Here is a 26,066-nt window from a genome sequence, read left to right as displayed (position 1 = left end):
GATCCGTCACGGGAACGTCCCTGGCGGATCGAGGAGCGGGGTACGCGATGGGTGCGGCGGCACAGCGCGCTGAGGCGGAGAACGAGGAGTGGGCCGGGGTCACCCCGGACGCCGCGCGACGGCTGGTCAGCGCCGCGGTCGCGGCGTTCGCCGAGCGCGGCTACCACGCCACCACCACCCGCGACATCGCCGGCCGGGCCGGGATGAGCCCCGCCGCGCTCTACATCCACTACAAGACCAAGGAAGAACTCCTCTACCGCATCAGCGGCATCGGCCACGAAAAGGCGCTGCGCATCATGGGCGCCGCCGCCGAGGCCGAGGGCGGCGCCACCGAGCGGCTCGCCGACGCGGTCCGTACCTTCGCCCGCTGGCACGCCGAGCACCACACCACCGCCCGGGTCATCCAGTACGAACTCCAGGCCCTGGGCGCCGACCACTACGCCGAGATCGCCGATCTGCGCCGCCGCACCGACCGGCTGCTGCGCGGCATCATCCAGGACGGTGCGGACAGCGGCGAGTTCCGGGTCGACGACGTGCCGGGCACCACGCTCGCCGTGCTGTCGCTCTGCGTGGATGTGGCCCGCTGGTTCTCGGCCGACGGCCCGCGCACGCCCGACGAGGTCGGCGCGCTCTACGCCGACCTCGTCCTGCGGATGGTGGGCGCCCGCACCGCGCCCGCCACGGAATAGACCCGCGCCCGCTACAGATAAAAACGGCTGACCGATTCCGCCACGCACACCGGCTTCTCGCCGCCCTCGCGTTCGATCGTGACGAGCGTGGTGAGCTGCACCCCGCCCTTCACCTCGGCCACCTCCGCGATCTTCGCGGTGGCGCGCAGCCGCGAGCCGACCGGGACGGTGGCGGGGAAACGCACCTTGTTGGTGCCGTAGTTGATGCCCATCTTCACGTTGTCGACCCGCATCAGCCGCGGTACGAGGGCGGGCAGCAGGGACAGCGTCAGATAGCCGTGCGCAATGGTCGTCCCGAAGGGGCCGGCCGCGGCCTTCTCCGGGTCCACATGGATCCACTGGTGGTCGCCGGTGGCGTCCGCGAACAGGTCGATCCGCTTCTGGTCGATCTCCAGCCAGTCGCTGGGTCCCAGCTCCTCACCGACCGCTCCCCGCAGATCGTCGACCGATGCAAACACTCGGGGCTCTGCCATCTTCGCCCGCCTCCTGGGGTCCCGTGCTCGGCGCACGCCTGCTGAGCAATTACTAAGCGCTTGCTCAGCATGCGCAGCGGGGGCGGCCGTGTCAACGGCTGAGGGGCCGTCGCCGAGATGCTGAGGGGCCGGCGCCGAGATCGTGCGGGCTAGTGTGGAGACGTGCCACAGCTTCCGTACAAGGTTCATGAACTCACCGTCGGCCAGCTCTCCGCGCGCAGCGGCGCCGCGGTGTCCGCGCTGCATTTCTATGAGTCCAAGGGGCTGATCAGCAGCACCAGGACGGCCGGCAACCAGCGCCGCTACTCCCGGGACGCGCTGCGCCGGGTCGCCTTCGTACGGGCGGCGCAGCGGGTCGGGATCCCGCTGGCGGTGATCCGGGACGCGCTGGCCGAACTGCCCGACGAGCGCACGCCCAACCGCGACGACTGGGCCCGGCTCTCCCAGCTCTGGCGCTCCGAACTGGACGAGCGGATCGGCCAGCTGGTCGAACTGCGCGACCGGCTGACCGACTGCATCGGCTGTGGCTGCCTCTCGCTCCAGAACTGCGCGCTGTCCAACCCGTACGACAACCTCGGCGAGCAGGGGCCCGGCGCCCGGCGGCTGCGGGTCGACAGGAGCGCCAAGGACCCGGAGCGCCGGCCCGCGAGCGGCGCGCGGCGCGGCGCCGGCGCGGACGGGGACGGCCCCGCGACCGACGACCGCGCGGCCTGCGTGCCGGGCGCGGAGAGCGCCTGCCGGTGAGCGCGCCCGCCCCGCTACGGGGCGAGCGCGGCGGTGCTCACCAGACCGGCGGCCTGCGGGCGGCCCAGGGGCGGGCCTGTTCCAGCTGGGCGGAGAGGGCGATCAAGGTGGCCTCCTCGCCGTAGCGGCCGCCGAACATCATGCCGATCGGCAGGCCGGCGGCGTTCCAGTGCAGCGGGACGCTGACCGCGGGCTGACCGGTGGCGTTGTAGAGCGCGGTGAACGGGGTGTACGTCCCTATGGCGGCGAACTCGGCCTGCGGGTCGGCGTCGTTGCGCAGCGCACCGACCGGCAGCGGCGGCCCGGCCAGCGTGGGGGAGAGGATGACGTCGTAGCCGCCGGGCGGCATCAGTCCGTCGGCGATGGTCTGCCCGAGCATCCGGAACGCGTACAGCGCGCCCGCGAATTCCTGGCCGGAGATCTCCCCGCCCCGCCTGCGCAGATAGCGGGTGAGCGGCATCAGCAGCTCCTCGCCCTCCGGCGGCACCGGGCGGTTGGCGGCCATCACCGACCAGACGCGGGTGAAGGCGAACAGGATGCTGTCGTCGGCGGGGAGCGTCAGCTCCTCCACGTCATGGCCCAGTCCGGTCAGCAGCGCGGCCGTCTCGGCGGTGGCGGCGCGGCAGTCCGGATGGACGTCGATGCCCGGTATCGGCGGATCGGCCAGACAGGCGATCCGCAGCCGTCCGGGGTCGCGGACGGCGTGTGCGGCGAAGGTCTCGCCCGGGGGCAGCGACGGCGCCACATACGGATCGCCGGGCATCGGGCCCGCCATGACATCCAGCAGCGTGGCCGCGTCGGCGACCGTACGGGCCAGCGGGCCCGAGGTGCTCAGGCCCGTCACGTCGTACAGCAACGGGCCGCTGCTGATCCGGCCGCGGCTGGGCTTGATCCCGTACAGCCCGCACAGCGAGGCCGGGATACGGACCGAGCCGCCGCCGTCGCTGGCATGCGCCACCGGCGCCAGGCCGCCGGCCACCGCCGCCGCGGCGCCGCCGCTCGAACCGCCCGCGCCGTACTCCGGGTTCCAGGGCGTGCGGGCGGCCGGTCCCAGACCGTTCTCGGTGTAGCACGGCAGCCCGAACTCGGGGGTGTTGGTCTTGCCGAGCAGGACCGTCCCGGCCTCTCGCAGCTTGGCGGCCACATGGTCGTCGGTGGCCGCAACATTGTCGGCCAGCGCCCGCGAACCCATCGTGCAGCGCACGCCCGCCACCTGGTTGAGGTCCTTGACCGGCACCGGAACGCCGTGCAGCGGCGGGAGTTCACGGCCCTCCCGGCGGGCCGCGGCCGCCTCGCTCTCGGCGTCCGCGGCCTGTTTGCGGGCGATCTCGGGGGTACGGGTGAGGAACGCACCGAGGGTGTCGTCCAGCCGGTCGATCCGCGCCAGATAGTGCTCCGTGAGCTCGACGGGCGAGATCGCACCGGACCGGATACCGGCGGCCTGTTCGAGCGCGGTCAGATCGTGCAGTTCGGCCATGGCGTCCACTCTCTCGTCCGGCGTCCGTGCCGCCCGGGTGCCACACGGACCGTGCGGGCCGACGGTGTTACCGGCCGGTCTGCCCGTGCACAGTTGTGCCAGCCCCCGGGTGAGTTCGTAAAGCCCGTGGACGAGCGTCACGCCCGCCCGCAGCCGCCCGAGCAGCGGGGGAACGCCGCGGCGGGCGGGGCGCGGAGGGCCGTGCGGCGGTGGTCATTGGCCGGTTTGCTGCGGTGGGGTGGCCGGGGAGCGTCCGTTCGGCCCGCCCCCCTGCACAGCGCCCGCCCCCCCCGCACAGCGCCCGCGTCAGCCCGTCGGCAGCTGGTCGTCGCCCCGGGCGGCCCGGGCGGCCGCGGCGCCGCGGCCGTCGTCGTACAGCGCCCTCGCCGCCCGTATCAGCCGGGCGTTGTCGGGCGCCGGGGCGCCGTCGGGGAGCAGCAGGGTGTCCTCCAGGCCGATGCGGGTGTCCAGGCCCAGCTCTCCGGCGAGCCGCAGCACCGGCCAGGCGCCGCCGTCGACGCCGTGCAGCAGCACCGGGCGGTCGTGCCCGGCCGCCGTCAGCTCGGCGAGCAGTTCCCGGGCGGTGTGCCGCGCGGATTCGCCCTCGGGGCCGATCACTTCGGCCAGGATGCGCAGGACCCGTGGCGCGAACGGCGAGCGGGTGAAGCGGGCCGCGGCGTCGGTGCCGGACCAGAGCCCTGCCTCGATGCCGATACCGCGCTCCAGCAGGGCCGCGGCGACCGTATCGGCGCCGGGCTCGTGCCAGTTGACCGAGGCGTAGTCGGGCGGCACCGTCCAGGAGGCGATCCTCCCCCGTAGCCCTGAACGGGCACGGGAGGTGCCCCCATGGCCCTGGCACCCGGCGTCCGGATCGGCCCAGGCGCCGGTCGTCACGCCGACCGGAACGTCCACCACCGCCCGTATCGCCTCCAGGACCGGGCCCACCACCCGCGGCGAGAGCGAATCCTCGCCGCAGGGGGTTTTGGGGTGGACGTGGACCTCCTGGGCACCGGCCGCGACCGCCTGCCGGGCGGCATCGGCGAGCGCGGACGGTGTGAGGGGCACCGCGGCGGAATCGGCCGCGGTGCGGACGCCGTTGAGACATACCTGAAGCATGATCCGATGGTGACATGCGGGTCTGACAATGCCCGCGATCCCCGGCCACCTCGCGGGAGCCGACCGGACGTCGTGGCTCACGCCGCACGCCGTGGCTCACGCCGCCGCTCACGCCGTGGCTCAGGCCGCGGCGAACGCCCCCGCGCCGCCGGTCCGGGCCGCGGAGAGCGCCTCCGGGGTGAGCACGGACGCCGGGGCCACCACTCCGCACTCCCGGCAGGCGGGCCCGGGCGCCGGGCAGTCGGCGGACCCCGGCAGCCAGGCGAAGCGGGTCCCGCCGCACACCGGGCAGTCCCGGCGCGGCCGCCCCGCCTCCATCGCCGCGATCATGCGGCGCAGCACCACCGCGAGCCGGGCCGCCGGATGCCGCTGCGGCGAGGCGCACGGCACGATGTCGCAGCCGCCCCAGGTGCGCCGGTGCCAGTCGTCGAGGGCGCTGGGCTGGCGGATGCCGTCGTGCTTCTCGCGGCGCCGCCGGGCCGCGAACTGCCGCTCGTAGGCCAGCCAGACGGTGCGGGCCTCCTCCAGCTCCGCCAGCGCGGCCATCAGCCGCTCGGGATCGGGATTGCGGTCGTGGGCCGCGAATCCGGCCCGGGTGCACAGATGGTGCCAGGTGGTGCGATGCCCGTACGGAGCGAAGCGCTCCAGGCATTTGCGCAGTGCCGTACGCCGCTGAGTTGCCACGAGCCGTGGATTGCGGACCTGTTGGGCGAGCGCTCTGAAACCGGCCATATTCATCCCACCTCCGTGGGGAGGACCCGACTGGACAGGGAAGGGACGTAGCCGATCTCCGCCTGGATCCCTCGAATTCCCGTGCGGATTCGTCGGCCTCCTCCGCTCTCCTCCCTTCTCCTCCCCTCTGTTCCGGACTCTTCCGGTCTCTCCCTGCCCCTCCCGACTTTCCCGAACCCTCCCGGCCGCGCGCCACCCTGTCGCCCGGCCATCTGTGGGGAATTCGAAAAGGTGACTGTTGTTCATCTTCCGGCCACGCGTAACCGCCGGTAACGTCCCGCGCACCCTCCCCGGGCTCTTCAGGAGCCGGGGACCCCCATCGAGGAGCAGGGATGCAACGACGTACCGGAAGGCTCAGGGCGGCCGCGGCGGCCGCCCTGTTCGCCCTGGGCGCCATGCTCGTGGCGCCGCCCCCTCTCGCGGCGGCCGCCGCCGGCAACTCCCCCACTCTCGACTTCGCTCGAGCGGGAGGTGCCCCCATCCGCGACTACTGCCACGGGCAGTGCGCCGACATCCTGCCGCCCGGCGCCACCGGCAATGCCACCTTGGTGCAGATCCTCGGCAACAAGCTGTTCGGCACCCACCCGCCGCACTCCACCGACCAGTTGGCCCCCTACGGTGCGCTGGCCGGCGGCTACCAGAACCTCACGGACGGCACGCTCACCGACTTCTTCAACGACGCCTCCTTCGGCGTCCCCCAGGACCAGGTCGGCGACGTCACCACACCCCGCGACGACGTCACCATCACCCGCGACAAGAAGACCGGCGTCCCGCACATCAAGGGCACCACCCGCTACGGCACCGAATACGGCGCCGGCTACGCCGCGGGCCAGGACCGGCTGTGGCTGATGGACCTCTTCCGCCACATCGGCCGCGGCGAACTGACCTCCTTCGCCGGCGGCGCACCCGCCAACCAGGGCCTGGAGCAGCAGTTCTTCCCGCAGGCCCCGTACACCGAGCAGGACCTGCAAAAGCAGGTCGACGCGATCCGCGAGAACAACGGAGCGCGCGGCAGGCAGGCCATGGCCGACGCCCAGGCGTATATCGACGGCATCAACGCCTACCGGGAGCAGTCGAAGAACGGGCGCTACTTCCCCGGCGAGTACGTCCTGACCGGGCACATCGACGCGGTCACCAACGCCGGTGAGATCGCGCCGTTCAAACTCACCGACCTGATAGCCCTGGCCTCCGTCGTCGGCGGACTGTTCGGCAACGGCGGCGGCGGCGAGGTCAATTCGGCCCTCGCGCTGCTCTCCGCCCAGCACAAGTACGGCATGCAGAAGGGCACCGAGGTCTGGGAGTCCTTCCGGGAGCGCAACGACCCCGAGGCCGTCAAGACCCTGCACGACGGCCAGCGCTTCCCGTACGCCGTCAAACCCGCCAGGGCCAAGGGCACCGCCCTGCCCGACCCCGGCTCGGTCACCCCCGAACCGCTGGTCTTCGACCGCACGGGAGCCGCGGCCGCCAAGGGCGGCAAGGCGCCCCAGGATCCGGTCCCGGCCCCGAAGAAGTACCAGAAGCTTCAGGGCCTCTTCAAGGACGGGGTGCTGCCCAAGGGGAGCTTCAACCCCACCCAGCACCGCGGCATGTCCAACGCCCTGCTGGTCTCCGGCAAGCACACCGCAAGCGGCCATCCGGTCGCCGTCTTCGGTCCGCAGACCGGCTACTTCGCGCCCCAGCTGCTGATGCTCCAGGAGATCCAGGGGCCGGGCATCAGCGCCCGCGGCGCCTCCTTCGCGGGCGTGGGGATGTACGTCCAGCTGGGCCGCGGGCAGGACTACGCCTGGAGCGCCACCTCGGCCGGCCAGGACATCACCGACACCTACGCCGTCGACCTGTGCAACCCGGACGGCTCGAAGCCCACCAAGGACTCCACCTCCTACCGGTACCACGGCGCCTGCCTCCCCATGGAGAAGCTGGAGCGGACCAACTCCTGGAAGCCCACCATTGCCGACCCGACCGCCGCCGGCTCGTACCGGATGCAGGTCTACCGGACCACATGGGGCACCGTCACCCACCGCGCCACCATCAAGGGCAGGCCCGTCGCCTATACGGCGCTGCGCACCACCTACCGGCACGAGGCCGACTCCATCATCGGCTTCCAGATGCTCAACGACCCCTCGTACGTCCGCGGCGCCGCGACGTTCAAGAAGGCCGCCCAGCACATCGGTTACGCCTTCAACTGGTTCTACGCCGACTCCCGCGACATCGCGTACTACAACAGCGGCCTCAACCCGGTCCGCAACCCGGACGTCGATCCGGCACTGCCCATCGCCGCCGATCCGGCCTACGCCTGGAAGGGCTACGACCCCGCCACCAACACCACCGACTACACCCCGCCTGCCCAGCACCCGCAGTCCGTCGACCAGGACTACTACATCTCCTGGAACAACAAGCAGGCCACCGACTACGACTCGGCCGGCTTCGGCAACGGCACCGTGCACCGCGCCAATCTGCTCGACGACCGGGTGCGCGCGCTGACCAAGGAGGGCGGCGTCACCCGCGCCTCGCTGACCCGGGCGATGGCCGAGGCCGCCGTGACCGATCTGCGCGGCGAGGACGTCCTGCCCGAGATGCTGCGGGTGCTGCGCAGCAAGCCCATCGGCGACCCCGCGCTCCAGACCGCCGTGCAGCAGCTGGAGTCCTGGCGCAAGGACGGCGCCCAGCGCCGCGAGACCACCCCCGGCTCGCACACCTACACCCACCCCGACGCCGTACGGCTGATGGACGCCTGGTGGCCGCGGATGATCGAGGCCACCTTCAAACCGGGCCTCGGCGGCGACCTCTACCAGGCCCTGACGTCCAACCTGGCCATCGACGAGTCCCCGTCGGCCGGCCACGGCCCCACCGGGGCGCACGCCGGTTCGGCCTTCCAGTACGGCTGGTGGAGCTACGCGGACAAGGACCTGCGCTCGGTGCTCGGCGACCAGGTCAAGGGACCGCTCGCCCAGCAGTACTGCGGCAACGGCAAGCTCTCGGCCTGCCGCGACACCCTGATCGACACCCTGCGGCAGGCCGCCGCCCGGACGGCCGAGCAGGTCTACCCGGGCGACGGCAACTGCAAGGCGGGCGACCAGTGGTGCGCGGATGCGATCATCCACCGCGCGGTCGGCGGTCTGACGCACGCCACCATCAGCTGGCAGAACCGGCCGACATACCAGCAGGTGGTGGAATTCCCCGCCCACCGGTGAGACGGCCTCGGCATGCGGCAGGCCCCGGGCGCGCGCCCGGGGCCTGCCGCATGGCCTCCGGACCGGTTTTCCCTCGGAGGTTATGCTGCTGAGCCGTTGAACTCCGGGGAGCGGGAAGGCGAGTGGGGGCGCATGGCCTCAGAGGATCCGTTGCAGTATCCGCCGGAGCTGCTCGACACCACCATGGACCAGTTGCGCACCTTGATCACGGTGCGGGAGGAGGGCACCGCGCTCGGCGCCGCCCGTCGGCTGGGCCGGGAGCAGTCCAGTGTGCAAAAGCAGCTGGACACCATGAACCGTACGTTCGCCGCGCTGTGCGGCGAGGAACTGGTGCTCAAACAGGGGCGCGGACGCGACGCCCTGTTCACCGCGACCGGTGAGGCGCTGGTCGACCTGGCACGGCGGACGCTCGGCGACTGGACGGACGGGGTGCACCACGCCCGCCGCCGGCTGGGCCGCACACTGTCCGTCGGCACCACCCGCTACACCCTCGGCTTCCTCCTGGACGCCGTGGAGCGCCTGCGCGAGGAGTACGAACGCGACGGCGTCGACCTCAAGGTCACCCATGTCCGCACCGGCGATCTCTTCGACCGGCTCCGCTCCAAGGAGCTGGACGTGGTCTGCGGCAGCGTGGTGGTGACGGAGGGTCAGGAGCGCGAGCAGCTGGCGCCGTACGAGGTGATGGAGTGGCGCCGCAGCGGACTGTCCCTGCTGACGAACCTGCCGCCCGAGCGCCTCCCCGGCCGCTCCTTCGGCGCCGGGGACCTGCCCGGACTGCCGCTGGTGATCTCCGCAGGCGGTCTGATCGGCCGCTTTCTGACCTCCCGGTACGGCCCCGACTACCGCCAGAAGCTGACCGTCGCCGCCGAGATAGAGGCCGCCCACTACGGCTTCGAGCTGCTGCGCTCCGGGGTGGTCAGCGGCGCGATGCTGGTCACCCGCGGCATCGGGGACGCGGCCACGGACGGCCGGCTCCCGGAGGCCGCGGGGCTGCGGATGCTGGACATCGTCGGCGACGTCGGGCCGCGCACCGAGGTGCTGGTCGGGGTCTTCGCCCGGCGCGGCGAGCGGGACGCCTACGGGCCCGACCATCCACTCAACCGCCTGTGGGAGGCGCTGTCCTGGGAGAGCGAGCGGTGGTGGCTCAGGCCGTGAACGCGCCGTCGCCCAGCAGCTCCACCAGCCGGGCGGCGAAGGCGCCGGCGTCCTCCACGTAGCCCGTGTGCCCGCCGGGCAGCTCCGTGATCTCCAGGCCGAGCCGGCCGGCGAGCGCGGCGCCCATACGGCCGGGCGTCTGCCCGGCGGAGTCGCGGCCGACGCCGATCAGCAGCCGGTCCGCCGCCTTGCGCAGCGCGTCGGTATCGGGCTCGTAGGAGGTGACCTCGATCAGCTCGTGCTCCAGGAAGAACGGTTCGTTGGCCGCCATCCGTTCCATCAACTCCCGTATGTCAGGCGGTAGTTGGGACAGTGGTGGCATCTCCCAGGTGTCGTCCACCAGCCCGACGCCCGTCAGGAACTGCCGCATCGCCACCGCGGCCCCCTGCCGCCGGTGGGTGGCCCGGACCTCGTCGAACAGCCGCCGGTAGGCAGCCGCGTCCGGCAGCAGCCCGAGCGCCGGCGGTTCATGGGCGAGGACCCTGCGCACCCGCTCCGGGTGCCGGGCGAGCAGGTCCAGCGCGACGACGGCGCCGGAGCTGCTGCCGTAGACCAGCGCGGGTTCGTCGGTCAGCTCGCCGATCAGCCGGTGGATGTCATCGCTGTGCTCGGCGACCCGGGGCGTGCCGCCGGGCGGGACGAGCGGGCTGCGGGAGTGGCCACGGCGGTCCGGCGCCACCACGGTGAAGTGCTCGGCGAGCGGACCCGCGATCTCGTGGAAGACCCCGGCGTCCCCGGCGCCGCCGTGTATCAGGACGAGCACCGGCCCGCGGCCGCGCACCTCGTAGTAGAGGCGCGCGCCGGGCACGTCCAGGGTGGCGGCCCGAGGTGTGGTCATGGTGAACCTCCGAGAAGTCGGGTGAGCGGCCCGGCGGGAAGCCGTACGGCCGGGCATCGGCCTGCCGCCAGTCTCCTGTGCGCCACCGACAGGCCGCCGATGTCTCGCCTACACGCCGAACGAGCCCCCGAATCAACCCGGTTCGCATGCCCGGTCTCCGGCAGGTGCCCGCCCTAGGCGTACCGCAGATATCGCCGCCGCAGCCTGCGGAACCGTCGCAGCTCCTCCTGCCAGTGGTCCACCACCTCGTCGGTCCCCGCGCCCGCATCGATCATCGTGCGGACCGTCGCCGAGCCGGTCAGATGGTCGATGCCGTGGCCGGGCAGCCAGGCGAAGCCGGACCAGATCCGTTTGGCCGTCACCAGCAGGCCGATGCCGGTGCGTACGGGGTCGAAGGCGGCGCGGTCGTGGACGTGCAGCTGGACGCCGCCGACGGTCCTGCCCTGGAACTTGGAGAACGTGGGGGCGAAATACGCCTCCCTGAAGTGGACGCCGGGCAGGCCCAGTTCGCCGGCGGCCGCGGCCCAGCGGGCGTCGATGCCGTCGGCGCCCAGCAGCTCGAAGGGGCGGGTGGTGCCGCGGCCCTCGGAGAGGTTGGTGCCCTCGAAGAGGCAGGTGCCGGAGTAGACCAGGGCGGTGTCGGGGGTGGGCATATTGGGGCTCGGCGGCACCCACGGCAGCCCGGTGGCATCGAAGAAGTCCGCGCGCCGCCATCCGGTCATCGCCACCGTCGCCAGCTCCACCGGCCGCCCGGCGGCCTGCGGTACGAACTCGCCGTTGAACAGCAGCGCCAGCTCCAGCGCCGTCATCCCGTGCGCCTGGGAGATCGGCTCGCGGCCCACGAAGGAGGCGTACTTCTTGTCCAGTACGGGGCCCGTCGCGGCCCGCCCGGTGACCGGATTGGGGCGGTCGAGCACCACGAAGCGCTTACCGGCGAGGACCGCCGCGACCATGCAGTCGTAGAGGGTCCAGATGTAGGTGTAGAAGCGGGCGCCGACGTCCTGGATGTCGAAGACGAGGGTGTCCACACCGGACTCGGCGAAGATGCCGGCGAGCTCCCGGCCGCTCTTGTCGTAGGTGTCGTAGACCGGCAGCCCGGTGGCCGGGTCGTCGTAGCGGCCCTGTGATCCGCCGGCCTGCGCGGTGCCCCGGAAGCCGTGTTCGGGGCCGAAGACGGCGGTCAGGCGGACGCGGTCGTCGGCGTGCAGCACGTCCACGATGTGGCGGACGTCCGGGGTGACCCCGGTCGGATTGGTGACGATGCCGACCTTCTGGCCGTCCAGGAGGCGGTAGCCGTCGGCGCGGAGGCGGTCGAAGCCGGTGCGGACGGGGCGGGCGCCGGGGCCCGCCCCCCGGGCTCTCGGCTTCGCCTGAGCAGGGGGGTCCCCCATGGCCGCACGGGCGGGGGCCGCGGCCCCGGTGACCGCGCCGGTGGCCGCCAGTCCGCCCACCAGAACGCGTCGCGACAGAGCCATGCGCACACCTCCGTGATCGGGATACGTGATCGGGATACGGGAACGGACCGAGCCAGGTGTCGTGAGCACGCTAACGCGCCCCGAGGGCTACGGGAACGCACCCGGCCGTGACGATGGGTGAATCTCCCTCCTGGGCGTGGCCGAGAGGGGGCGCCGGGGCTTTCCCTTCCACATACCGACTGGTTAGTCTGCCGTGGTCGAGTCAGCGCGACCGAGGGAGACACCACGTGGCAGCCGTACGGGACAAGTCCGTTGTCGTGACCGGGGCGGGCGGGGGGATCGGCGCCGCGCTGGCCCGCCGGTTCGCCGCCGAGGGCGCCCGGGTCGTGGTCAACGATCTGGACGAGGCCAGGGCCAAGGAGACCGCGGCGGAGATCGGGGGCCTGGCCGTCCCCGGCGACGCCTCCGGCATCGTCCCGGCCGCCCGCGAGGCGCTCGGCGGCACCATCGACGTCTTCTGCGCCAACGCCGGCGTCGGCACCGGCGGCGGACCCGAGGCGCCCGAGGACGCCTGGGAGCTGGCCTGGGACGTCAATGTGATGGCGCATGTGCGGGCGGCGCGCGAGCTGCTGCCAGAGTGGCTGGAGCGGGGCGCGGGCCGGTTCGTCTCCACGGTGTCCGCCGCGGGCCTGCTCACCATGGTCGGCGCCGCCCCCTACAGCGTCACCAAACACGGCGCCTACGCCTTCGCCGAATGGCTGTCGCTGACCTACCGCCACCGCGGCATCCGGGTGCACGCCATCTGCCCCCAGGGCGTACGCACCGACATGCTGGCCGCCACCGGGGCCGCGGGCGACCTCGTCCTCGCGCCCACCGCCATCGAACCGGCCGCCGTCGCCGACGCGCTCTTCGCGGCGATGACCGAGGACCGCTTCCTGGTCCTGCCGCACCCGGAGGCCGCCGACTACTACGCCGCCCGGGCCACCGACCCCGACGGCTGGCTGACGGCGATGAACCGCCTCCAGCAGAAGCTGGAGGAGCGCGAGGGGGACGCCCGGTGATCTCCTACCAGGACAAACCGTGGCTGGCGCAGCTCAGCGAGGCCCAGCGGGCCCCCGTCCAGCCGCCGCCCTCGCCCCTGCACGCCTTCAGGGCGGCCGTCCGCCGCACCCCGGACCGCACCGCGCTCGCCTACTTCGACGCGCGGCTGTCCTACGCCGAGACCGACGCGCTCTCCGACGCCCTCGCCGCCCACCTCACCGCCCGCGGCTTCACCCGCGGCGACCGCGCCGCGGTGATGCTCCAGAACACCCCGCACTTCGTCCTCGCCGTGCTCGGCGTCTGGAAGGCCGGCGGGGTGGTGGTGCCCGTCAACCCCATGTACAAAGCGGGCGAGATGCGGCACATCCTGGGCGACGCCGAGGTCACCGCCGTGATCTGCGCCGACCACACCTGGGACGCCTTCCTGCGCGCCACCGCCGCCGCGACGCCGTCCGTACGGATCGCGCTCACCGCCCACGAGGCCGGCCTCCAGACGCGCAACGACGCCCGGGTGCTGCGCGACGGGAATCCGGGGCCGTGCGAGGGCGCCGACGATCTGCTGGCCGTCGCCCGCACCGCCAAGCATCTGCGCGCGGTGCCCGCCGACCCGGACCTCACCGCCGACGACCTCGCCCTGATCAGCTACACCTCCGGCACCAGCGGCACCCCCAAGGGCGCCACCAACACCCACGGCAACATCAGCTACAACGCCGAACGCCAGCGCACCGGCCTGGGCCTGCCCGACGGCGCCACCTACTTCGCCCTCGCCCCCCTCTTCCACATCACCGGCATGGTCTGCGAACTGGCCGCCTGCATCGCGGGCGCCGGCACCCTCGCCCTGGCCTACCGCTTCGAGGCGGGCGTCGTCCTGGACGCCTTCCGCGAACACCGCCCGGCGTTCACCGTCGGCCCCTCCACCGCCTATATGGCGCTGATGGCCCATCCGGAGGTCAGCCGCGACCACTTCGCGTCCTTCCACACCCTGTCCTCCGGCGGCGCCCCGCTGCCGCCCGCCCTGGTGGAAACGTTCCACACCGCCCTCGGCCCCTACCTGCACAACGGCTACGGCCTGACCGAATGCACCGCCCCCTGCGCCACCGTCCCGCCGGGCCGCCGCGCCCCCGTCGACAAGGTCTCCGGCACCCTCGCGGTCGGCGTCCCCGGCCCCGACACCGTCGTACGGATCCTCGACGAGCACGGCGCCGAGGTGCCGTTCGGCGAACAGGGCGAAATCGCCGTCCGCGGCCCCCAGGTCGTCCCCGGCTACTGGCGCCGCCCGGACGCCACCGCCGCGGCGATCCCCGACGGCGAACTGCGCACCGGCGACATCGGCTTCATGGACACCGACGGCTGGCTCTATGTCGTCGACCGCAAAAAGGACATGATCAACGCCTCCGGCTTCAAGGTGTGGCCCCGCGAGGTGGAGGACGTCCTCTACACCCACCCGGCGGTACGCGAGGCGGCGGTCGTCGGCGTGCCCGACGCCTACCGCGGCGAATCGGTCAAGGCCTACGTCAGCCTGCGCCCGGGGACCGCCGCCGAGCCCGCCGATCTGGCCGCCTACTGCAAGGAACGGCTGGCGGCGTACAAATATCCCCGCGTGGTGGAGATCCTGCCCGAGCTTCCCAAGACCACGAGTGGCAAGATCCTCCGACGGGAGCTGCGCCACCGCGGATGACGGTGCAGGCCACGGCGTACGAGCACTAAGGACAGGTGAGGGCGATGGCCGGCACGAGGGACGGCGGCAACGGCAGCGGCGGCACGAAGCCGGTGGCCCGGCGGCTGCTGGCCACCGCCACCCGGCTCTTCGCGGAGCAGGGCTACGACCGCACCTCCGTCCAGGAGATCGTCGACGCGGCCGGCGTCACCAAGGGCGCCCTCTACCACTACTTCGGCTCCAAGGAGGACCTGCTCCAGGAGGTGTACTCCCGGGTGCTGCGCCTCCAGCAGGAGCGCCTCGACGCGTTCGCCGACGCCGACGCGCCCGTCGAACAGCGGGTACGCGAGGCCGCGGCCGACGTCGTCGTGACCACCATCGAGAACCTCGACGACGCGTCGATCTTCTTCCGCTCCATGCACCACCTCAGCCCGGAGAAGAACAAGCAGGTCCGGGCCGAGCGGCGCCGCTACCACGAGCGGTTCCGCGCGCTGATCGAGGAGGGTCAGCGCAGCGGGGTGTTCTCCACGGCCACTCCCGCCGACCTGGTCGTCGACTACCACTTCGGGTCGGTGCACCACCTGTCCACCTGGTACCGCCCCGAGGGCCCCCTCAGCCCGCAGCAGGTCGCCGACCACCTGGCCGATCTCCTGCTGCGGGCCCTGCGGCCGTAGCTGCCCCGCCGCTACAGGTACCGCTTGATCTCCCGCCGCGCCAGCGACCGCTGGTGCACCTCGTCCGGCCCGTCCGCCAGCCGCAGCGTGCGCGCCGCGGCCCACAGCTCGGCCAGCGGGAAGTCCTGGCTGACGCCGCCCGCGCCGTGCAGCTGGACCGCCTTGTCGAGGATGTCCACCACCGTCCGCGGAGTGGCGATCTTGATCGCCTGGATCTCGGTGTGCGCGCCCTTGTTGCCGACGGTGTCCATCAGCCACGCGGTCTTGAGCACCAGCAGCCGCAGCTGTTCCACCGCGACCCGCGCATCGGCGATCCACCCCTGGACCACCCCCTGCTGCGCCAGCGGCTTGCCGAAGGCCGTACGCGACACCGCCCGCCGGCACATCAGCTCGATGGCGCGCTCGGCCATCCCGATCAGCCGCATGCAGTGGTGGATCCGGCCGGGCCCGAGCCGGGCCTGCGCGATGCCGAAGCCGCCGCCCTCCTCGCCGATGAGGTTCGCCACCGGGACCCGGACGTCCTTGAAGAGCACCTCGGCGTGACCGCCGTGGTAGTGGTCCTCGTAGCCGTAGACCTGCATGGCCCGCTTGACGATCACGCCCGGGGTGTCGCGCGGCACCAGCACCATCGACTGCTGGCGGCGGATGTCGGCGCCGTCCGGGTCCGTCTTGCCCATCACGATGAAGATCTGGCACAGCGGATTCATCGCCCCGGAGATGTACCACTTGCGCCCGTTGATGACGTAGTCCTCGCCATCGCGCGCGATATGCGTCTCGATGTTGGTCGCGTCCGACGAGGCCACCTCCGGCTCCGTCATCGCGAACGCCGACCGGATCTCGCCCGCCAGCAGCGGCCGGAGCCACTGCTTCTGCTGCGCCTCGTTGCCGAACTGCGCCAGCACCTCCATATTGCCGGTGTCCGGCGCCGCGCAGTTCAGCGCGGTGGGCGCCAACTGCGGGCTGCGGCCGGTGATTTCGGCCAGCGGGGCGTACTGGAGGTTGGTCAGCCCCGCGCCGTGCTCCTCGTCCGGCAAGCTGTGCTGGTCCACAAAGAACAGGTTCCACAGCCCCTGCCGCCGGGCCTCGGCCTTCAGCTCCTCGACGACCGCCGGGGTGTCCCACGGCGAGGCGAGGGCGGAGCGCTGCTCGTGGGCGGTCTGCTCGGCCGGATACACATGCTCGTCCATGAACGTCAGCAGCCGCTCACGCAGCTCTTCCGTACGGGCGTCGAATGCGAAGTCCATGGTGTCTCAGCCTTCCTTGAGGGTGGTGAGTCCGTGGTCGATGAAGACGGGGACGAGCTCGCCGATCCGGTCGAAGCCCGCGCCGACGGTCTGGCCGAGCGTGTAGCGGTAGTGGATGCCCTCCAGGATCACCGCGAGCTTGAACCAGGCGAAGGCGGTGTACCAGGAGATATGGGAGGTGTCGCGGCCCGAGCGGGCGGCATAGCGCTCGATCAGCTCGGCGGGGGAGGGGTGCCCGGCCGCGCCGCTGGTGGTGCTCACCGGTGACTGCGCGAGGCCCAGGTCCTGGCTGTACATCACCAGCAGCCCGAGGTCGGTCAGCGGATCGCCGAGGGTGGACATCTCCCAGTCCAGGACGGCCTTGATGCGGTCATCGGCACCCACCAGGACGTTGTCCAGACGGTAGTCCCCGTGGACGACAGCCGCTGCGGGGGAGGCGGGCAGCCGTCGGCCCAGTGTCTCGTGCAGCTCGTCGATCCCCGCCAGCTCGCGGTTCTTCGAGGCGCTCAACTGCTTTCCCCAGCGCCGCAGTTGGCGCTCCAAAAAGCCCTCCGGCCGCCCGAAGTCGGCCAGCCCGACGGCCTTGGGGTCCACCGCGTGCAGATCGACGAGGGTGTCGACCAGGGACAGCACCACGGCGTGCGTACGCTCCGCGCCGAGCGGGGCCAGCTGGGCCGCCGTGCGGTACGGCGTGCCCTCGACCAGCTCCATCACATAGAACGGCGCGCCGATCACCGCGTCGTCCTCGCACAGCAGCAGCGTCTCGGGCACCGGCACCGGCGTCGCGTGCAGCGCGCTGATGACGCGGTGCTCGCGCCGCATGTCGTGCGCGGTGGCCAGCACATGTCCCAGCGGCGGACGGCGCACCACCCAGGAGGAGGCGCCGTCGGTGACGCGATAGGTCAGATTGGACCGCCCGCCCTCGATCAGCTGCGCGCGCAGCGGCCCGGCGGCCAGGCCCGGCCGCTCCCGGTCCAGATGCGCGCGCAGGCGGGCGAGGTCGAGGCCGGGGGGTTCGGCCCGGTCCGCGTCCTGCGGGGGCGGGGTGCCCTGGGTCATCGTTGTCCTCCGTACGGCATGACGACGGCATGACGGTCATCCGGTCGACCGCTGCCCCGATCATGCCGACTAGTCGGTATGGAGTCCAGTGCCCGCCCGTGGGGCGTCCGTCACGCGGCGCGTTTCCGCCGCCCCGGGGCGCCCCGCCACCCGGCCCGTCACGCGCCCCGCCCCCGGCCCGTCACGCGTGGCAGGCCATCGGAATCCCGCCGTTCATCGCCGTCATCTCGCCGAACGCGGTCAGCGCATCCAGCGGCGCCCCCGGCTCGGCGCCCGCCAGCTCCGCATACGCGCGATGCAGGTTCGCCACCAGCCGCTCGCTCTCGGCCAGCCCGGCGAACGGTCCGAGGTCCGCCTCCCGCGCCGCCTCCAGCGGCGTCCGCCCGGCCGCCCGGGCCTCCCGCGCCAGCCGGTCGACGTACCGCAGATAGCGCTCGATCCCGTCGTACACCTCGGGGCCGGTCACCGGGCCGTGCCCGGGGACGACGGTTGCCGCATCCAGCGACCGCAGCAGCTCCAGCGCCCGCAGCGAACCGGACAGCGACCCCATGAAGACGAACGGCGTCCCGCCGTGGAAGACCAGGTCCCCGGTGAAGACGATGCGCTGCTCGGGCAGCCAGACGACGGTGTCGCCGGTGGTGTGCGCGACGCCCGGGTGCAGCAGGCGGACCTCGATGCCGCCGACGTGCACGCTCAGTTCGTCGGTGAAGGTGACCGTGGGCGGGGTCAGCCGGATGTCGCCGTACTCCACCTCGGGCCAGACCGCATGCAGCTGCCGGCCCGCGGCCAGCAGTTCCCGGCGGCAGGCGGCATGGCCGATGATCGTCGCCTCGGGGGTGAAGACGCCGTTGCCGTAGGTGTGGTCGCCGTGGTGGTGGGTGTTGACCACCATGCGCGGCGTGGCGGCGCCGCTCTGCGCGATCCGCTGCCGCAACAGCAGCGCCCGGCGTTCGGTGGCGGCGGTGTCCACGACGAGGGTGGTGTCCCCGTCGGTGACGAAACCGGCGTTGTTCAGACACCAGCCGCCGTCCGGCTGGATGAAGGCATGGACGCCGGCGGCCAGTTCGGTCAGATAAGGCTCTTCCACAGGTGCTCTCCCCAAGAGTCGCGGCGGTTCAGTGTGTGCTCGCTATCGTGGCCCCGAAGGCTGCCAGTGCCACCGTGCAGCCCGCCGCCGACAGCGCGATCCGCGGCGTCAGGGGCGTGTGCCGGGCGGCGGCCATCTCGCGGACCCGGCGGTGGGCCAGCGCCACGAACGCCACCCACACCAGCATGAGCAGCGCCGCCAGACCGGCCTGCACCGGCCCCGCAGCCCCGCCGGCCAGCAGCCGCCGCCCGGCCAGCAGGACGGCGACCGTGCAGGCCAGGGTCGTACGCCGCCAGGCCAGCCGGGTGCGTTCGGGCTGGAGCCCGGCATCCCAGCCGCCCGCCGGGGCCCGTGCGCCGTCGCGCCGCGCCTCGCTCATCGCCAGCCGATCCGTCCCAGCACGACGAGGACGGCCATCACGACCGCCAGCGCCCCGACCCCCAGGGCCAGTACGGACGGGAAGCGCGACAGCGGCAGATCCTCGCCGCGGCGCATCGCCCGCTCACAGCGCACCCAGTGGTTCACCGCCCGCAGGGCACACAGCGCACCCGCCACCAGCAGCATGAGCGTGCCGGTCAGCCGGACCGCCGGATGCAGCCGGGGCAGGAACTGGTCGACCGCGAAACCGCCGGCGACCAGCGCCAGCCCGGTCCGCAGCCAGGCCAGGAACGTGCGCTCGTTGGCCAGCGAGAAGCGGTAGTCGGGCGTGCTGCCCTCCTCGCGGACCCGCGCGGGCGCCAGCCACAGCCGTACGGCCGCGCCGATCGACCGCAGCCCGTCGGAGAGGATCATGACCCCGACCCTAACGGCCCGCCGCGCGCGGGTCCTCGGGGGAGCCCTCGGGGAACTCCCGCCGTTCCAGCAGCTCCCGGTACGCCGCCAGCCCGTCCGGCGTCCACGGCCACTGAGCGAGGCGCCGGGCCAGCTCCTCCTCGGCCATGAAGGCGTACCAGTCGATCTCCGCGGCCTGCGGGTCGACGGGCCCCGTCCAGCGCACCTGATAGACCGCGGACCACCAGGTGTGCTCGTCCGTCTCGTACAGGAACTTCAGCAGCGGCTCCGGCTGCGGCAGCCCCCGTACGCCCAGCTCCTCCTCCGCCTCGCGCAGCGCCGCCCGGTCGTAGCTCTCGCCGGCGCCGACCACCCCGCCCACGAACATGTCGTAGTGGGCGGGGAAGACGAGCTTCTGCGCGGTGCGGCGGTGGACGAAGATCCGGTCCTCGGCGTCGCGGACCAGGATGAAGGTGCAGCGGTGGCGCATCCGGCGGGCGTACGCCTCGCCGCGCGGCGCCTGCCCCACGACCTGATCGTTCTCATCGACGATATCGAGCATTTCGTCGGCGTCGAGCCGGGGCGGCATGTCGTGATCCGTCATGCCCCCATGGTGTCTCCCCACCCGTCCGCTGCGCTTTGCCTGGGCCGACGGTTTCGGCTGTCTCGCCGTTGCGCCTGCGGCGGGCTGGGGTTGTTTGTCGGCCGCGGTGCCGGACTTACAGACTTCGTCCTACAGTCCGGCCCCTCCCGATGGTGGGGGGTGAAAAGGCCGGTGGTCCGCCCCCACCGTCTTTTTCCACCCTCAACGGGGAGGCATCGGTCCGTAGCGGCGGAGCCGTGTAGGGCCGGTGCCGCTGCCGAACAGCCCCGCGCAGCGGCACCGCCCGCCGCAGGCGCAACGGCGAAACACCCCCACGGCGGGAAAGCCGACAACGTGGGGCTGGCAAAGCGCAGCGAAGAGGCGCCCCCACCTGACGATGGGGGCGCCTCACCGCGGCTGCAACTCCCGTACGGGGTCGGCCTTGCCGGCCCCGGGCGGCATGGCCGGATGGCTGCCGATCAGGACGATCCCCGCCACCACGGCCGCTATCCCGGCCGCCTCCCAGGCCAGCGCCCCGGTCGTCACCCGCAGCTGGTCGCCCAGGAAGCCCACCCCGCAGGCGATCCCGGCCAGCGGCTGGGCGGCCGTCAGGGCGGGCAGCGACAGCCGCAGCGGGGCGGTCTCGAAGGCGCTCTGGACCATGACCAGGGCCAGCACGCCGAGGACGACGATGGCGTACGGATGCCAGGTGGACAGCAGCCCGCGCCAGCCGCCCTGGCCGAAACGCTCGCCGCTGATCCGGGTCAGCGCGTCCTGGAGCCCGTACAGCAGCCCGGCCGCGACACCCAGCAGCGCCGCCTCCAGGCTGACATGCGTCCGCTCGCGTTTGGCGACGGCCGCCAGCACCAGGGCGGTGGCCAGCACCAGGCCCATGATCAGCCACTGGGCCGGCCGCCCGGCCTCGCCGGCGCCGCCGTGCGGCCGCCCGGCCACGATGAACGCCGTCACCCCGCCCGCCAGCAGCCACAGCCCGGCCCACCCGCTGCGCCCGAGCCGCTGCCCGCTCAGCCGCCGGGCCAGCGCCATCGCGAACAGCAGATTGGTGGCCAGCAGTGGCTCCACCAGAGTGATGTCACCCATTCCCAGGGCCAGCGCGCCCAGCGCCATCCCCGTCACCATCAGCGCGATACCGGCCAGCCAGCGCGGCATCCGCACCAGGTCCAGCAGCAGCCGCAGCGAGAGATAGTCCTTCTGGGGGGCGTACTGCGCCGCTTCCTGCTGGAGCACGAAGCCCAGTCCCAGACAACAGGCCGCCCCAAGGGCGAGCAGAATCACCGTCACGTCGCACACCTCGTATCGCGCGGAGCGGGGGATTGCGCCTGAGGGCAGCCATCCGGCGGCTGCCCGGGGTGGCCCTCAACACCCCCCATTCTTGCGCGCACCCGCGCATACCGCCCGGTAACAAAGGGTTGACGGCATGGTCCGCCACGCTGAGGATCGTGACCGTCACGGCGGCCGGGGCGGCCGGCGGGCCCCGGTGAGGAGAGCTGAGATGGCGTACGACGCGGATGTGATCGTGATCGGTGCGGGGCTGGCGGGACTGGCCGCCACCGCCGAGCTGGTGGACGCCGGACGCAAGGTCATCCTGCTCGACCAGGAACCCGAGCAGTCGCTCGGCGGCCAGGCGCACTGGTCCTTCGGCGGCCTGTTCCTGGTGGACTCGCCCGAACAGCGCAGGCTGCGCATCCGCGACAGCCGCGAGCTGGCCTGGCAGGACTGGCTGGGCACCGCGGGCTTCGACCGGCCCGAGGACCACTGGCCGCGCCAATGGGCCGAGGCGTACGTCGACTTCGCCGCGGGGGAGAAGCGCGCCTGGCTGCACCGCCAGGGCGTACGGATCTTCCCCGTCGTCGGCTGGGCCGAGCGGGGCGGCTACGACGCCACAGGACACGGCAATTCCGTCCCCCGCTTCCACGTCACCTGGGGCACCGGACCGGGCCTGGTCGCCCCGTTCGAGCGCCGGGTGCGGGCCGGGGCCGCCCGCGGCCTGGTGGACCTGCGCTTCCGCCACCGGGTCACCGCGCTGTCGCGCAGCGCCGGGAGTGTGGACACGGTGAGCGGGGAGATCCTGGCGCCCTCGGACGCCGAGCGCGGCCGGCCCAGCAGCCGCGAGGTCACCGGCGCCTTCGAGCTGCGCGCCCAGGCCGTGATCGTCACCTCCGGCGGGATCGGCGGCAACCACGACCTCGTACGGGCCAACTGGCCCGAGCGGCTCGGCAAGGCCCCCGAGCGGATGCTGTCCGGGGTGCCGGCCCATGTGGACGGCAAGATGCTCGGCATCACCGAGGAGGCCGGCGGCCGGATCATCAACCGCGACCGGATGTGGCACTACACCGAGGGCATCGACAACTGGAACCCCATCTGGCCCCAGCACGGCATCCGGATCCTGTCCGGCCCCTCCCCGCTGTGGCTGGACGCCCGCGGCAAGCGGCTGCCCGTTCCGCTCTTCCCCGGCTTCGACACCCTCGGCACCCTCGAACACATCATGCGCACCGGCCACGACCACACCTGGTTCGTGCTCACCCAGAAGATCATCGAGAAGGAGTTCACGCTCTCCGGCTCGGAACAGAACCCGGATCTGACCGGCAAGAGCATCCGCGAGGTGCTGGCCCGGGCCCGGTCCGGCGCCCCGGGCCCGGTGCAGGCGTTCATGGACCACGGCGTGGACTTCATCGTCGACCGCTCACTGACCTCCCTCGTACGGCGGATGAACGCGCTCACCGAGGACGAGCTGATCGACGAGGCCGCGCTGCGCCGCGAGATCGTCGCCCGCGACCGCGAGATCGCCAACTCCTTCACCAAGGACCTCCAGGTCACCGCGATGCGCGGGGCCCGCAAATACCTGGGCGACCGGCTGATCCGCACCGCCGCCCCGCACCGCCTGCTCGACCCCAAGGCCGGCCCGCTGATCGCCGTGCGGCTGAGCATCCTCACCCGTAAGACGCTCGGCGGCCTGGAGACCGATCTGTCCTCGCGGGTGCTGGCCGAGGGCGGCGAGCCCCTGCCGGGCGTGTACGCGGCGGGTGAGGTGGCCGGGTTCGGCGGCGGCGGGGTGCACGGCTACCGCTCGCTGGAGGGCACCTTCCTCGGCGGCTGCCTGTTCTCGGGGCGTACGGCGGGGCGGGCGGCGGCCAGGGCGGTCGCCTGACGGGATGGGACGGGGCGCGGCCAGGGCGGTCGCCCGACGGGGCCCGAGGCCGTCCGCGGCCGCCGGTCCGGGCCCGCGGCCGAAACGGAAGCCGAACTGCCGGTTCCGGCTGTCGGGCGGTCAATACCGTTACCCGGAAGGGGAGTTGGGGCAATCCGGCCAATCCCCGGCCGCCCTTGACGCGGTGCTGTGTCGAACGCTTTGCTGTGCGTGACATTTCCGCAGTGGACCAGACCACGTCCGCCGCGCGCTACGCGCGCAGACCGGTCCACCGCCGCCGGCGGCGACACGCCACGACCGACCCGGCACGACGACACACAGCGAGGTGGAAGAACGGTGCAGCGCGGCCTGGAGACCCCTGGTCCATGAGTCCGCCCCCACCCCCGCTGGGACGCCCGCGCCGCAAGGACGCCCCGGTCCTCACCCCCGGCCTCGACGACACCCAACTGGCCGCGTCCGTCACGGCGTTGACCCACGGACGATGGGGCGAGGTCCGCACCCTGATCGCCGAGACCGGCACCGACTGGGACCTGCGCGGCCACCGGGTGACCGTCCTCGGCGCCGTACCGGGCTGCGCCTCCTGGGCCCGCGACTGGCAGCTCGCCGAACCCGACAGCGGCGACGCCGCCACCCTGCTCGCCGGCGCCGCCGTCCAGCGCGCACTGGCCGGCAAGGACAGCCTCCACGCCGCCGCCACGGCCTGCCGCACCGCCGCCCGGATGCTGCCCGACGACCCCACCCCCTGGCTCGGCGCCCTCCTCCTCGCCCGCCACACCGGCACCGTCGACGAACGCGAGCAGGCCTTCGACCAGATCCGCGCCCGCCACCCCGACCACCACCACGCCCACCACCTCATGACGGCCTGCCTGGCCGAACTCCAGCAGGGCGACCGCGACGACCCCCTCCACCAGGTCTACGACTTCGCCGCCTGGGCCGCCGAACAGGCCCCCGCCGACTCCCCGCTGGCCGTCCTCCCCGTCATCGCCCACGCCGAACGCCACCGCGTCCTGGCCGCCCACGGCCTGCAACCCGACGCCGCCGGCCACTGGTCCACCCGCCGCGCCCGCCAGGCCATGAAGGCCGCCTTCGACTGGTGGCTGGAATGGGAGGGCGAGGGCCACCCCCGCTCCAAGGTCGACCTCAACTTCCTCGCCCACGCCAAGTTCCACGAGGGGCGGATGGCCGAGGCGGCCGCGCTCTTCCACCGCATCGGCACCCACGTCACCCCCGAACCCTGGTCCTACACCGGCCGCGACGCCCTCAAGGCGTTCAAGGCCGCCCGCGCCACCGCATTCGCCGCCACCTGACCACACGCCACGCCCCGGAAAGGACAACCCCGCCATGCCGATGGGCAGTACGGGAAAGACGAGCAGCGCCACCGCCCCCGCCGCACCCGGGCGCACCACCGGCCCCGACGGCCAGATCCGCACCTTCAAGGGCACCGAACGCGCCCTGCGGGCCGACCGCATCGGCACACCGGGCCTCCTGCTGTCCGTACTGGCCGCCAGCGCACCCCTCATGGTCGTCGCCGGCGTCATGGCCACCACCTACCAGGTCATGGGAATCGTCGGACAGCCACTGCTCTTCGTCATCCTCGGCGTCGTCATGGCCCTCTTCAGCGTCGGCTACGCCGAAATGAGCCGCCACGTCCACAACGCCGGCGCGTTCTACGCCTACATCGCCCGCGGCCTGGGCGGCACCGTCGGCGCCGGCGCCTCCTTCGTCGCCCTCGCCTCCTACAGCACCCTCCAGTGCGGTATCTACGGCATCTTCGGCTTCGAGGTCTCCGGCCTGCTGGAACGTCACTTCTCCGTCACCGTCGCCTGGTGGATCCCCGGCCTGCTGGCCGTCGCGGTCACCGGAGTGCTCGGCGCCCTGAAGATCGACCTCAACGCCAGGGTGCTCGGCGTCCTCCTGTGCATCGAGGTCGCCATGATCGTCGTCTTCGACACCTCCTTCGCCACCCGGCCCGGACCGCAGGGCCTGTCCCTGCACGCCTTCGACCCCACCACCCTCGGCGGCGCGGGCCTGGGCACCACCCTCTGCTTCGCCGTCACCGCCTTCGTCGGCTTCGAACAGGCCCCCGTCTACGCCGAGGAGACCAGCCGCCCCGGAACCGTCGTCGCCCGGGTGATGTTCCTGTGCGTCGGCATCGTCGCGGTCTTCTTCGCCCTCAGCTCCTGGCTCATCGGCGTCGCCACCGGACCCGACCACGTCGTCGCCACCGCCGGCAAGTACGGCCCGCAACTGATCTTCGCCCTGTCCGAACCGCGCCTGGGCGCCGTCTTCGTCGACGTCCTGCACCTGTTCTTCGTCACCGGGATCTTCGCGTCGATGCTCAGCTTCCACAACGTCGTCGCCCGCTACGCCTTCGCCATGGGCCGCGAGGGCCTGCTGCCCGCCCCCCTCGGCCGCACCGCCAAGGCCAGCGGCGCCCCCGCCCTCGGCTCCCTCCTCCAGACCGTCATCGCCCTGCTCGTCGTCACCGCCTTCGCCGCCACCGACGACAAGCCCGCGGGCGACCCGACCGCCCCCGTCCTCCAGCTCTTCACCTGGGCCGGCAACGTCGGCGCCATCGGCGTGATCCTGCTGATGGCCACCGCCTCCGTCGCCGTCATCGTCTTCTTCGTACGCCGCGGCGCCGGCCGCGCCCAGGCCACCCGGCTGATCTGCGCCGCCCTCGCCGCCCTCGCCCTGCTCGTCGTCCTCGGCTACGGCGTCACCGACTTCGACGTCCTGGTCTCCGCCGAGCAGGGCTCCGTACTGACCTGGCTGCTGCCCTCCCTGATCGGGATCGCCGCCGCCATCGGCCTCGTGCACGGGCGCGTACTGCGCGCCCGGCAGCCCGAGCTGCACGCCCGGATCGGGCTCGGCAACGAGGCATTCCAGCTGGACAAGGCGGCCGGCGCGGCGACCCCCGCGACCGCCGTCCCGCACGAGGAGAACTGACC

Annotated in this window: 23 protein-coding genes; 10 read left to right on the top strand and 13 right to left on the bottom strand. The window is 72.7% G+C overall.

All coding sequences use genetic code 11. The features are described 5' to 3' along the window. Positions 1-47 precede the first annotated feature (47 nt). Positions 48-689, top strand: a complete 642-nt coding sequence (locus tag SNA_RS11880) for a TetR/AcrR family transcriptional regulator (protein ID WP_044364725.1) — start codon at positions 48-50, stop codon at positions 687-689. 11 nt (positions 690-700) lie between these two features. On the opposite strand, the gene SNA_RS11875 is transcribed toward SNA_RS11880, so the two are convergent. Then, positions 701-1,162, bottom strand: coding sequence for a MaoC family dehydratase (locus SNA_RS11875; RefSeq protein WP_030072459.1), 462 nt, complete (start codon positions 1,160-1,162; stop codon positions 701-703). A gap of 162 nt (positions 1,163-1,324) precedes the next feature. Here SNA_RS11875 and soxR point away from each other — a divergent pair, with 162 nt between their 5' ends. Then, on the top strand, positions 1,325-1,906 hold the full coding sequence (gene soxR / locus SNA_RS11870; protein ID WP_078969852.1) for a redox-sensitive transcriptional activator SoxR: 582 nt from the start codon (positions 1,325-1,327) through the stop codon (positions 1,904-1,906). A gap of 37 nt (positions 1,907-1,943) precedes the next feature. Here the strand turns inward: soxR and SNA_RS11865 are convergent, their stop codons facing one another. From SNA_RS11865 to SNA_RS11855, 3 genes are all read right to left on the bottom strand, one after another. After that, entirely contained in the window at positions 1,944-3,383 is a 1,440-nt protein-coding gene (locus SNA_RS11865; protein WP_030072463.1) for an amidase, read from the bottom strand. A 306-nt stretch (positions 3,384-3,689) separates the two neighbouring features. Beyond that, positions 3,690-4,499, bottom strand: a complete 810-nt coding sequence (locus SNA_RS11860) for a 3-keto-5-aminohexanoate cleavage protein (protein WP_044364723.1) — start codon at positions 4,497-4,499, stop codon at positions 3,690-3,692. Positions 4,500-4,619: 120 nt separating this feature from the next. Further along, positions 4,620-5,231 carry a hypothetical protein gene (locus SNA_RS11855; RefSeq protein ID WP_030072467.1) on the bottom strand — a complete coding sequence of 204 codons (612 nt, stop codon included), beginning with the start codon at positions 5,229-5,231 and terminating at the stop codon, positions 4,620-4,622. A gap of 332 nt (positions 5,232-5,563) precedes the next feature. Between SNA_RS11855 and SNA_RS11850 the strand changes: the two genes are divergently transcribed. Then, a complete protein-coding gene (locus SNA_RS11850) occupies positions 5,564-8,422 on the top strand; it encodes a penicillin acylase family protein (protein WP_044364721.1) in 2,859 nt (952 codons plus the stop codon). A gap of 132 nt (positions 8,423-8,554) precedes the next feature. Next, on the top strand, positions 8,555-9,577 hold the full coding sequence (locus tag SNA_RS11845; protein ID WP_030072473.1) for a LysR family transcriptional regulator: 1,023 nt from the start codon (positions 8,555-8,557) through the stop codon (positions 9,575-9,577). Here the strand turns inward: SNA_RS11845 and SNA_RS11840 are convergent. Then, positions 9,567-10,415 carry an alpha/beta fold hydrolase gene (locus SNA_RS11840; RefSeq protein ID WP_044364719.1) on the bottom strand — a complete coding sequence of 283 codons (849 nt, stop codon included), beginning with the start codon at positions 10,413-10,415 and terminating at the stop codon, positions 9,567-9,569. The two genes, SNA_RS11845 and SNA_RS11840, sit on opposite strands and share 11 nt — an antisense overlap. Before the next feature lie 173 nt (positions 10,416-10,588). Continuing rightward, the gene (locus SNA_RS11835) at positions 10,589-11,890 is read right to left on the bottom strand and encodes an exo-beta-N-acetylmuramidase NamZ family protein (RefSeq protein ID WP_030073004.1); all 1,302 of its coding nucleotides are present in this window, start codon (positions 11,888-11,890) and stop codon (positions 10,589-10,591) included. 227 nt (positions 11,891-12,117) lie between these two features. Between SNA_RS11835 and SNA_RS11830 the strand changes: the two genes are divergently transcribed. The 3 genes from SNA_RS11830 to SNA_RS11820 are packed head-to-tail and all read left to right on the top strand — an operon-like array spanning position 12,118 to position 15,202. Then, positions 12,118-12,891: an SDR family oxidoreductase gene (locus SNA_RS11830; protein WP_030073006.1), complete on the top strand. Its 774-nt coding sequence runs from the start codon at positions 12,118-12,120 to the stop codon at positions 12,889-12,891. Next, positions 12,888-14,549: an AMP-binding protein gene (locus tag SNA_RS11825; protein ID WP_030073007.1), complete on the top strand. Its 1,662-nt coding sequence runs from the start codon at positions 12,888-12,890 to the stop codon at positions 14,547-14,549. Before SNA_RS11830 ends, SNA_RS11825 begins: the two co-directional genes overlap by 4 nt. A gap of 44 nt (positions 14,550-14,593) precedes the next feature. Next, positions 14,594-15,202 (top strand): TetR/AcrR family transcriptional regulator, encoded by a 609-nt coding sequence (locus SNA_RS11820; RefSeq protein WP_044364715.1) that lies wholly within the window; start codon positions 14,594-14,596, stop codon positions 15,200-15,202. Between the two features lie 11 nt (positions 15,203-15,213). Here SNA_RS11820 and SNA_RS11815 read toward each other — a convergent pair whose 3' ends face one another. From SNA_RS11815 to SNA_RS11785, 7 genes are all read right to left on the bottom strand, one after another. Continuing rightward, a complete protein-coding gene (locus tag SNA_RS11815) occupies positions 15,214-16,446 on the bottom strand; it encodes an acyl-CoA dehydrogenase family protein (RefSeq protein WP_044364714.1) in 1,233 nt (410 codons plus the stop codon). A 6-nt stretch (positions 16,447-16,452) separates the two neighbouring features. After that, positions 16,453-17,505, bottom strand: a complete 1,053-nt coding sequence (locus SNA_RS11810) for a phosphotransferase family protein (RefSeq protein WP_030073014.1) — start codon at positions 17,503-17,505, stop codon at positions 16,453-16,455. A 181-nt stretch (positions 17,506-17,686) separates the two neighbouring features. Beyond that, positions 17,687-18,607 (bottom strand): MBL fold metallo-hydrolase, encoded by a 921-nt coding sequence (locus SNA_RS11805; RefSeq protein WP_044364712.1) that lies wholly within the window; start codon positions 18,605-18,607, stop codon positions 17,687-17,689. Between the two features lie 13 nt (positions 18,608-18,620). Continuing rightward, positions 18,621-18,971, bottom strand: a complete 351-nt coding sequence (locus tag SNA_RS11800) for a DUF202 domain-containing protein (protein WP_030073018.1) — start codon at positions 18,969-18,971, stop codon at positions 18,621-18,623. After that, entirely contained in the window at positions 18,968-19,384 is a 417-nt protein-coding gene (locus SNA_RS11795; RefSeq protein ID WP_044364709.1) for a YidH family protein, read from the bottom strand. Before SNA_RS11795 ends, SNA_RS11800 begins: the two co-directional genes overlap by 4 nt. Positions 19,385-19,394: 10 nt before the next feature. Next, positions 19,395-19,967 carry an NUDIX hydrolase gene (locus tag SNA_RS11790; protein WP_420823469.1) on the bottom strand — a complete coding sequence of 191 codons (573 nt, stop codon included), beginning with the start codon at positions 19,965-19,967 and terminating at the stop codon, positions 19,395-19,397. Positions 19,968-20,354: 387 nt separating this feature from the next. Further along, entirely contained in the window at positions 20,355-21,248 is an 894-nt protein-coding gene (locus SNA_RS11785) for a DMT family transporter (protein ID WP_030071110.1), read from the bottom strand. 211 nt (positions 21,249-21,459) lie between these two features. Here SNA_RS11785 and SNA_RS11780 point away from each other — a divergent pair, with 211 nt between their 5' ends. The 3 genes from SNA_RS11780 (at position 21,460) to SNA_RS11770 (ending at position 26,064) form a co-directional block, all read left to right on the top strand. After that, entirely contained in the window at positions 21,460-23,115 is a 1,656-nt protein-coding gene (locus SNA_RS11780) for an FAD-binding dehydrogenase (RefSeq protein WP_030071108.1), read from the top strand. 365 nt (positions 23,116-23,480) lie between these two features. Further along, on the top strand, positions 23,481-24,422 hold the full coding sequence (locus tag SNA_RS11775) for a hypothetical protein (RefSeq protein ID WP_044364704.1): 942 nt from the start codon (positions 23,481-23,483) through the stop codon (positions 24,420-24,422). Between the two features lie 34 nt (positions 24,423-24,456). Then, positions 24,457-26,064, top strand: a complete 1,608-nt coding sequence (locus tag SNA_RS11770) for an APC family permease (RefSeq protein WP_030071102.1) — start codon at positions 24,457-24,459, stop codon at positions 26,062-26,064. Positions 26,065-26,066: the final 2 nt, after the last annotated feature.

It is taken from the genome of Streptomyces natalensis ATCC 27448 (genome assembly GCF_000935125.1).
In the GTDB taxonomy this organism is placed as follows: domain Bacteria; phylum Actinomycetota; class Actinomycetes; order Streptomycetales; family Streptomycetaceae; genus Streptomyces; species Streptomyces natalensis.
This window is presented reverse-complemented; position numbering and strand designations above follow the sequence as displayed.

Bases quoted from the DNA above. Each gene is read 5' to 3' on its own strand.
- SNA_RS11810 (WP_030073014.1), bottom strand. From the start codon at position 17,505: ATGACCCAGGGCACCCCGCCCCCGCAGGACGCGGACCGGGCCGAACCC.
- SNA_RS11820 (WP_044364715.1), top strand. From the start codon at position 14,594: ATGGCCGGCACGAGGGACGGCGGCAACGGCAGCGGCGGCACGAAGCCG.
- SNA_RS11780 (WP_030071108.1), top strand. From the start codon at position 21,460: ATGGCGTACGACGCGGATGTGATCGTGATCGGTGCGGGGCTGGCGGGA.
- SNA_RS11795 (WP_044364709.1), bottom strand. From the start codon at position 19,384: ATGATCCTCTCCGACGGGCTGCGGTCGATCGGCGCGGCCGTACGGCTG.
- SNA_RS11845 (WP_030072473.1), top strand. From the start codon at position 8,555: ATGGCCTCAGAGGATCCGTTGCAGTATCCGCCGGAGCTGCTCGACACC.
- SNA_RS11835 (WP_030073004.1), bottom strand. From the start codon at position 11,890: ATGGCTCTGTCGCGACGCGTTCTGGTGGGCGGACTGGCGGCCACCGGC.
- SNA_RS11865 (WP_030072463.1), bottom strand. From the start codon at position 3,383: ATGGCCGAACTGCACGATCTGACCGCGCTCGAACAGGCCGCCGGTATC.
- SNA_RS11800 (WP_030073018.1), bottom strand. From the start codon at position 18,971: ATGAGCGAGGCGCGGCGCGACGGCGCACGGGCCCCGGCGGGCGGCTGG.
- SNA_RS11850 (WP_044364721.1), top strand. From the start codon at position 5,564: ATGCAACGACGTACCGGAAGGCTCAGGGCGGCCGCGGCGGCCGCCCTG.
- SNA_RS11875 (WP_030072459.1), bottom strand. From the start codon at position 1,162: ATGGCAGAGCCCCGAGTGTTTGCATCGGTCGACGATCTGCGGGGAGCG.
- SNA_RS11775 (WP_044364704.1), top strand. From the start codon at position 23,481: ATGAGTCCGCCCCCACCCCCGCTGGGACGCCCGCGCCGCAAGGACGCC.
- SNA_RS11770 (WP_030071102.1), top strand. From the start codon at position 24,457: ATGCCGATGGGCAGTACGGGAAAGACGAGCAGCGCCACCGCCCCCGCC.
- SNA_RS11790 (WP_420823469.1), bottom strand. From the start codon at position 19,967: ATGACGGATCACGACATGCCGCCCCGGCTCGACGCCGACGAAATGCTC.
- SNA_RS11855 (WP_030072467.1), bottom strand. From the start codon at position 5,231: ATGGCCGGTTTCAGAGCGCTCGCCCAACAGGTCCGCAATCCACGGCTC.
- SNA_RS11815 (WP_044364714.1), bottom strand. From the start codon at position 16,446: ATGGACTTCGCATTCGACGCCCGTACGGAAGAGCTGCGTGAGCGGCTG.
- SNA_RS11880 (WP_044364725.1), top strand. From the start codon at position 48: ATGGGTGCGGCGGCACAGCGCGCTGAGGCGGAGAACGAGGAGTGGGCC.
- SNA_RS11860 (WP_044364723.1), bottom strand. From the start codon at position 4,499: ATGCTTCAGGTATGTCTCAACGGCGTCCGCACCGCGGCCGATTCCGCC.
- SNA_RS11840 (WP_044364719.1), bottom strand. From the start codon at position 10,415: ATGACCACACCTCGGGCCGCCACCCTGGACGTGCCCGGCGCGCGCCTC.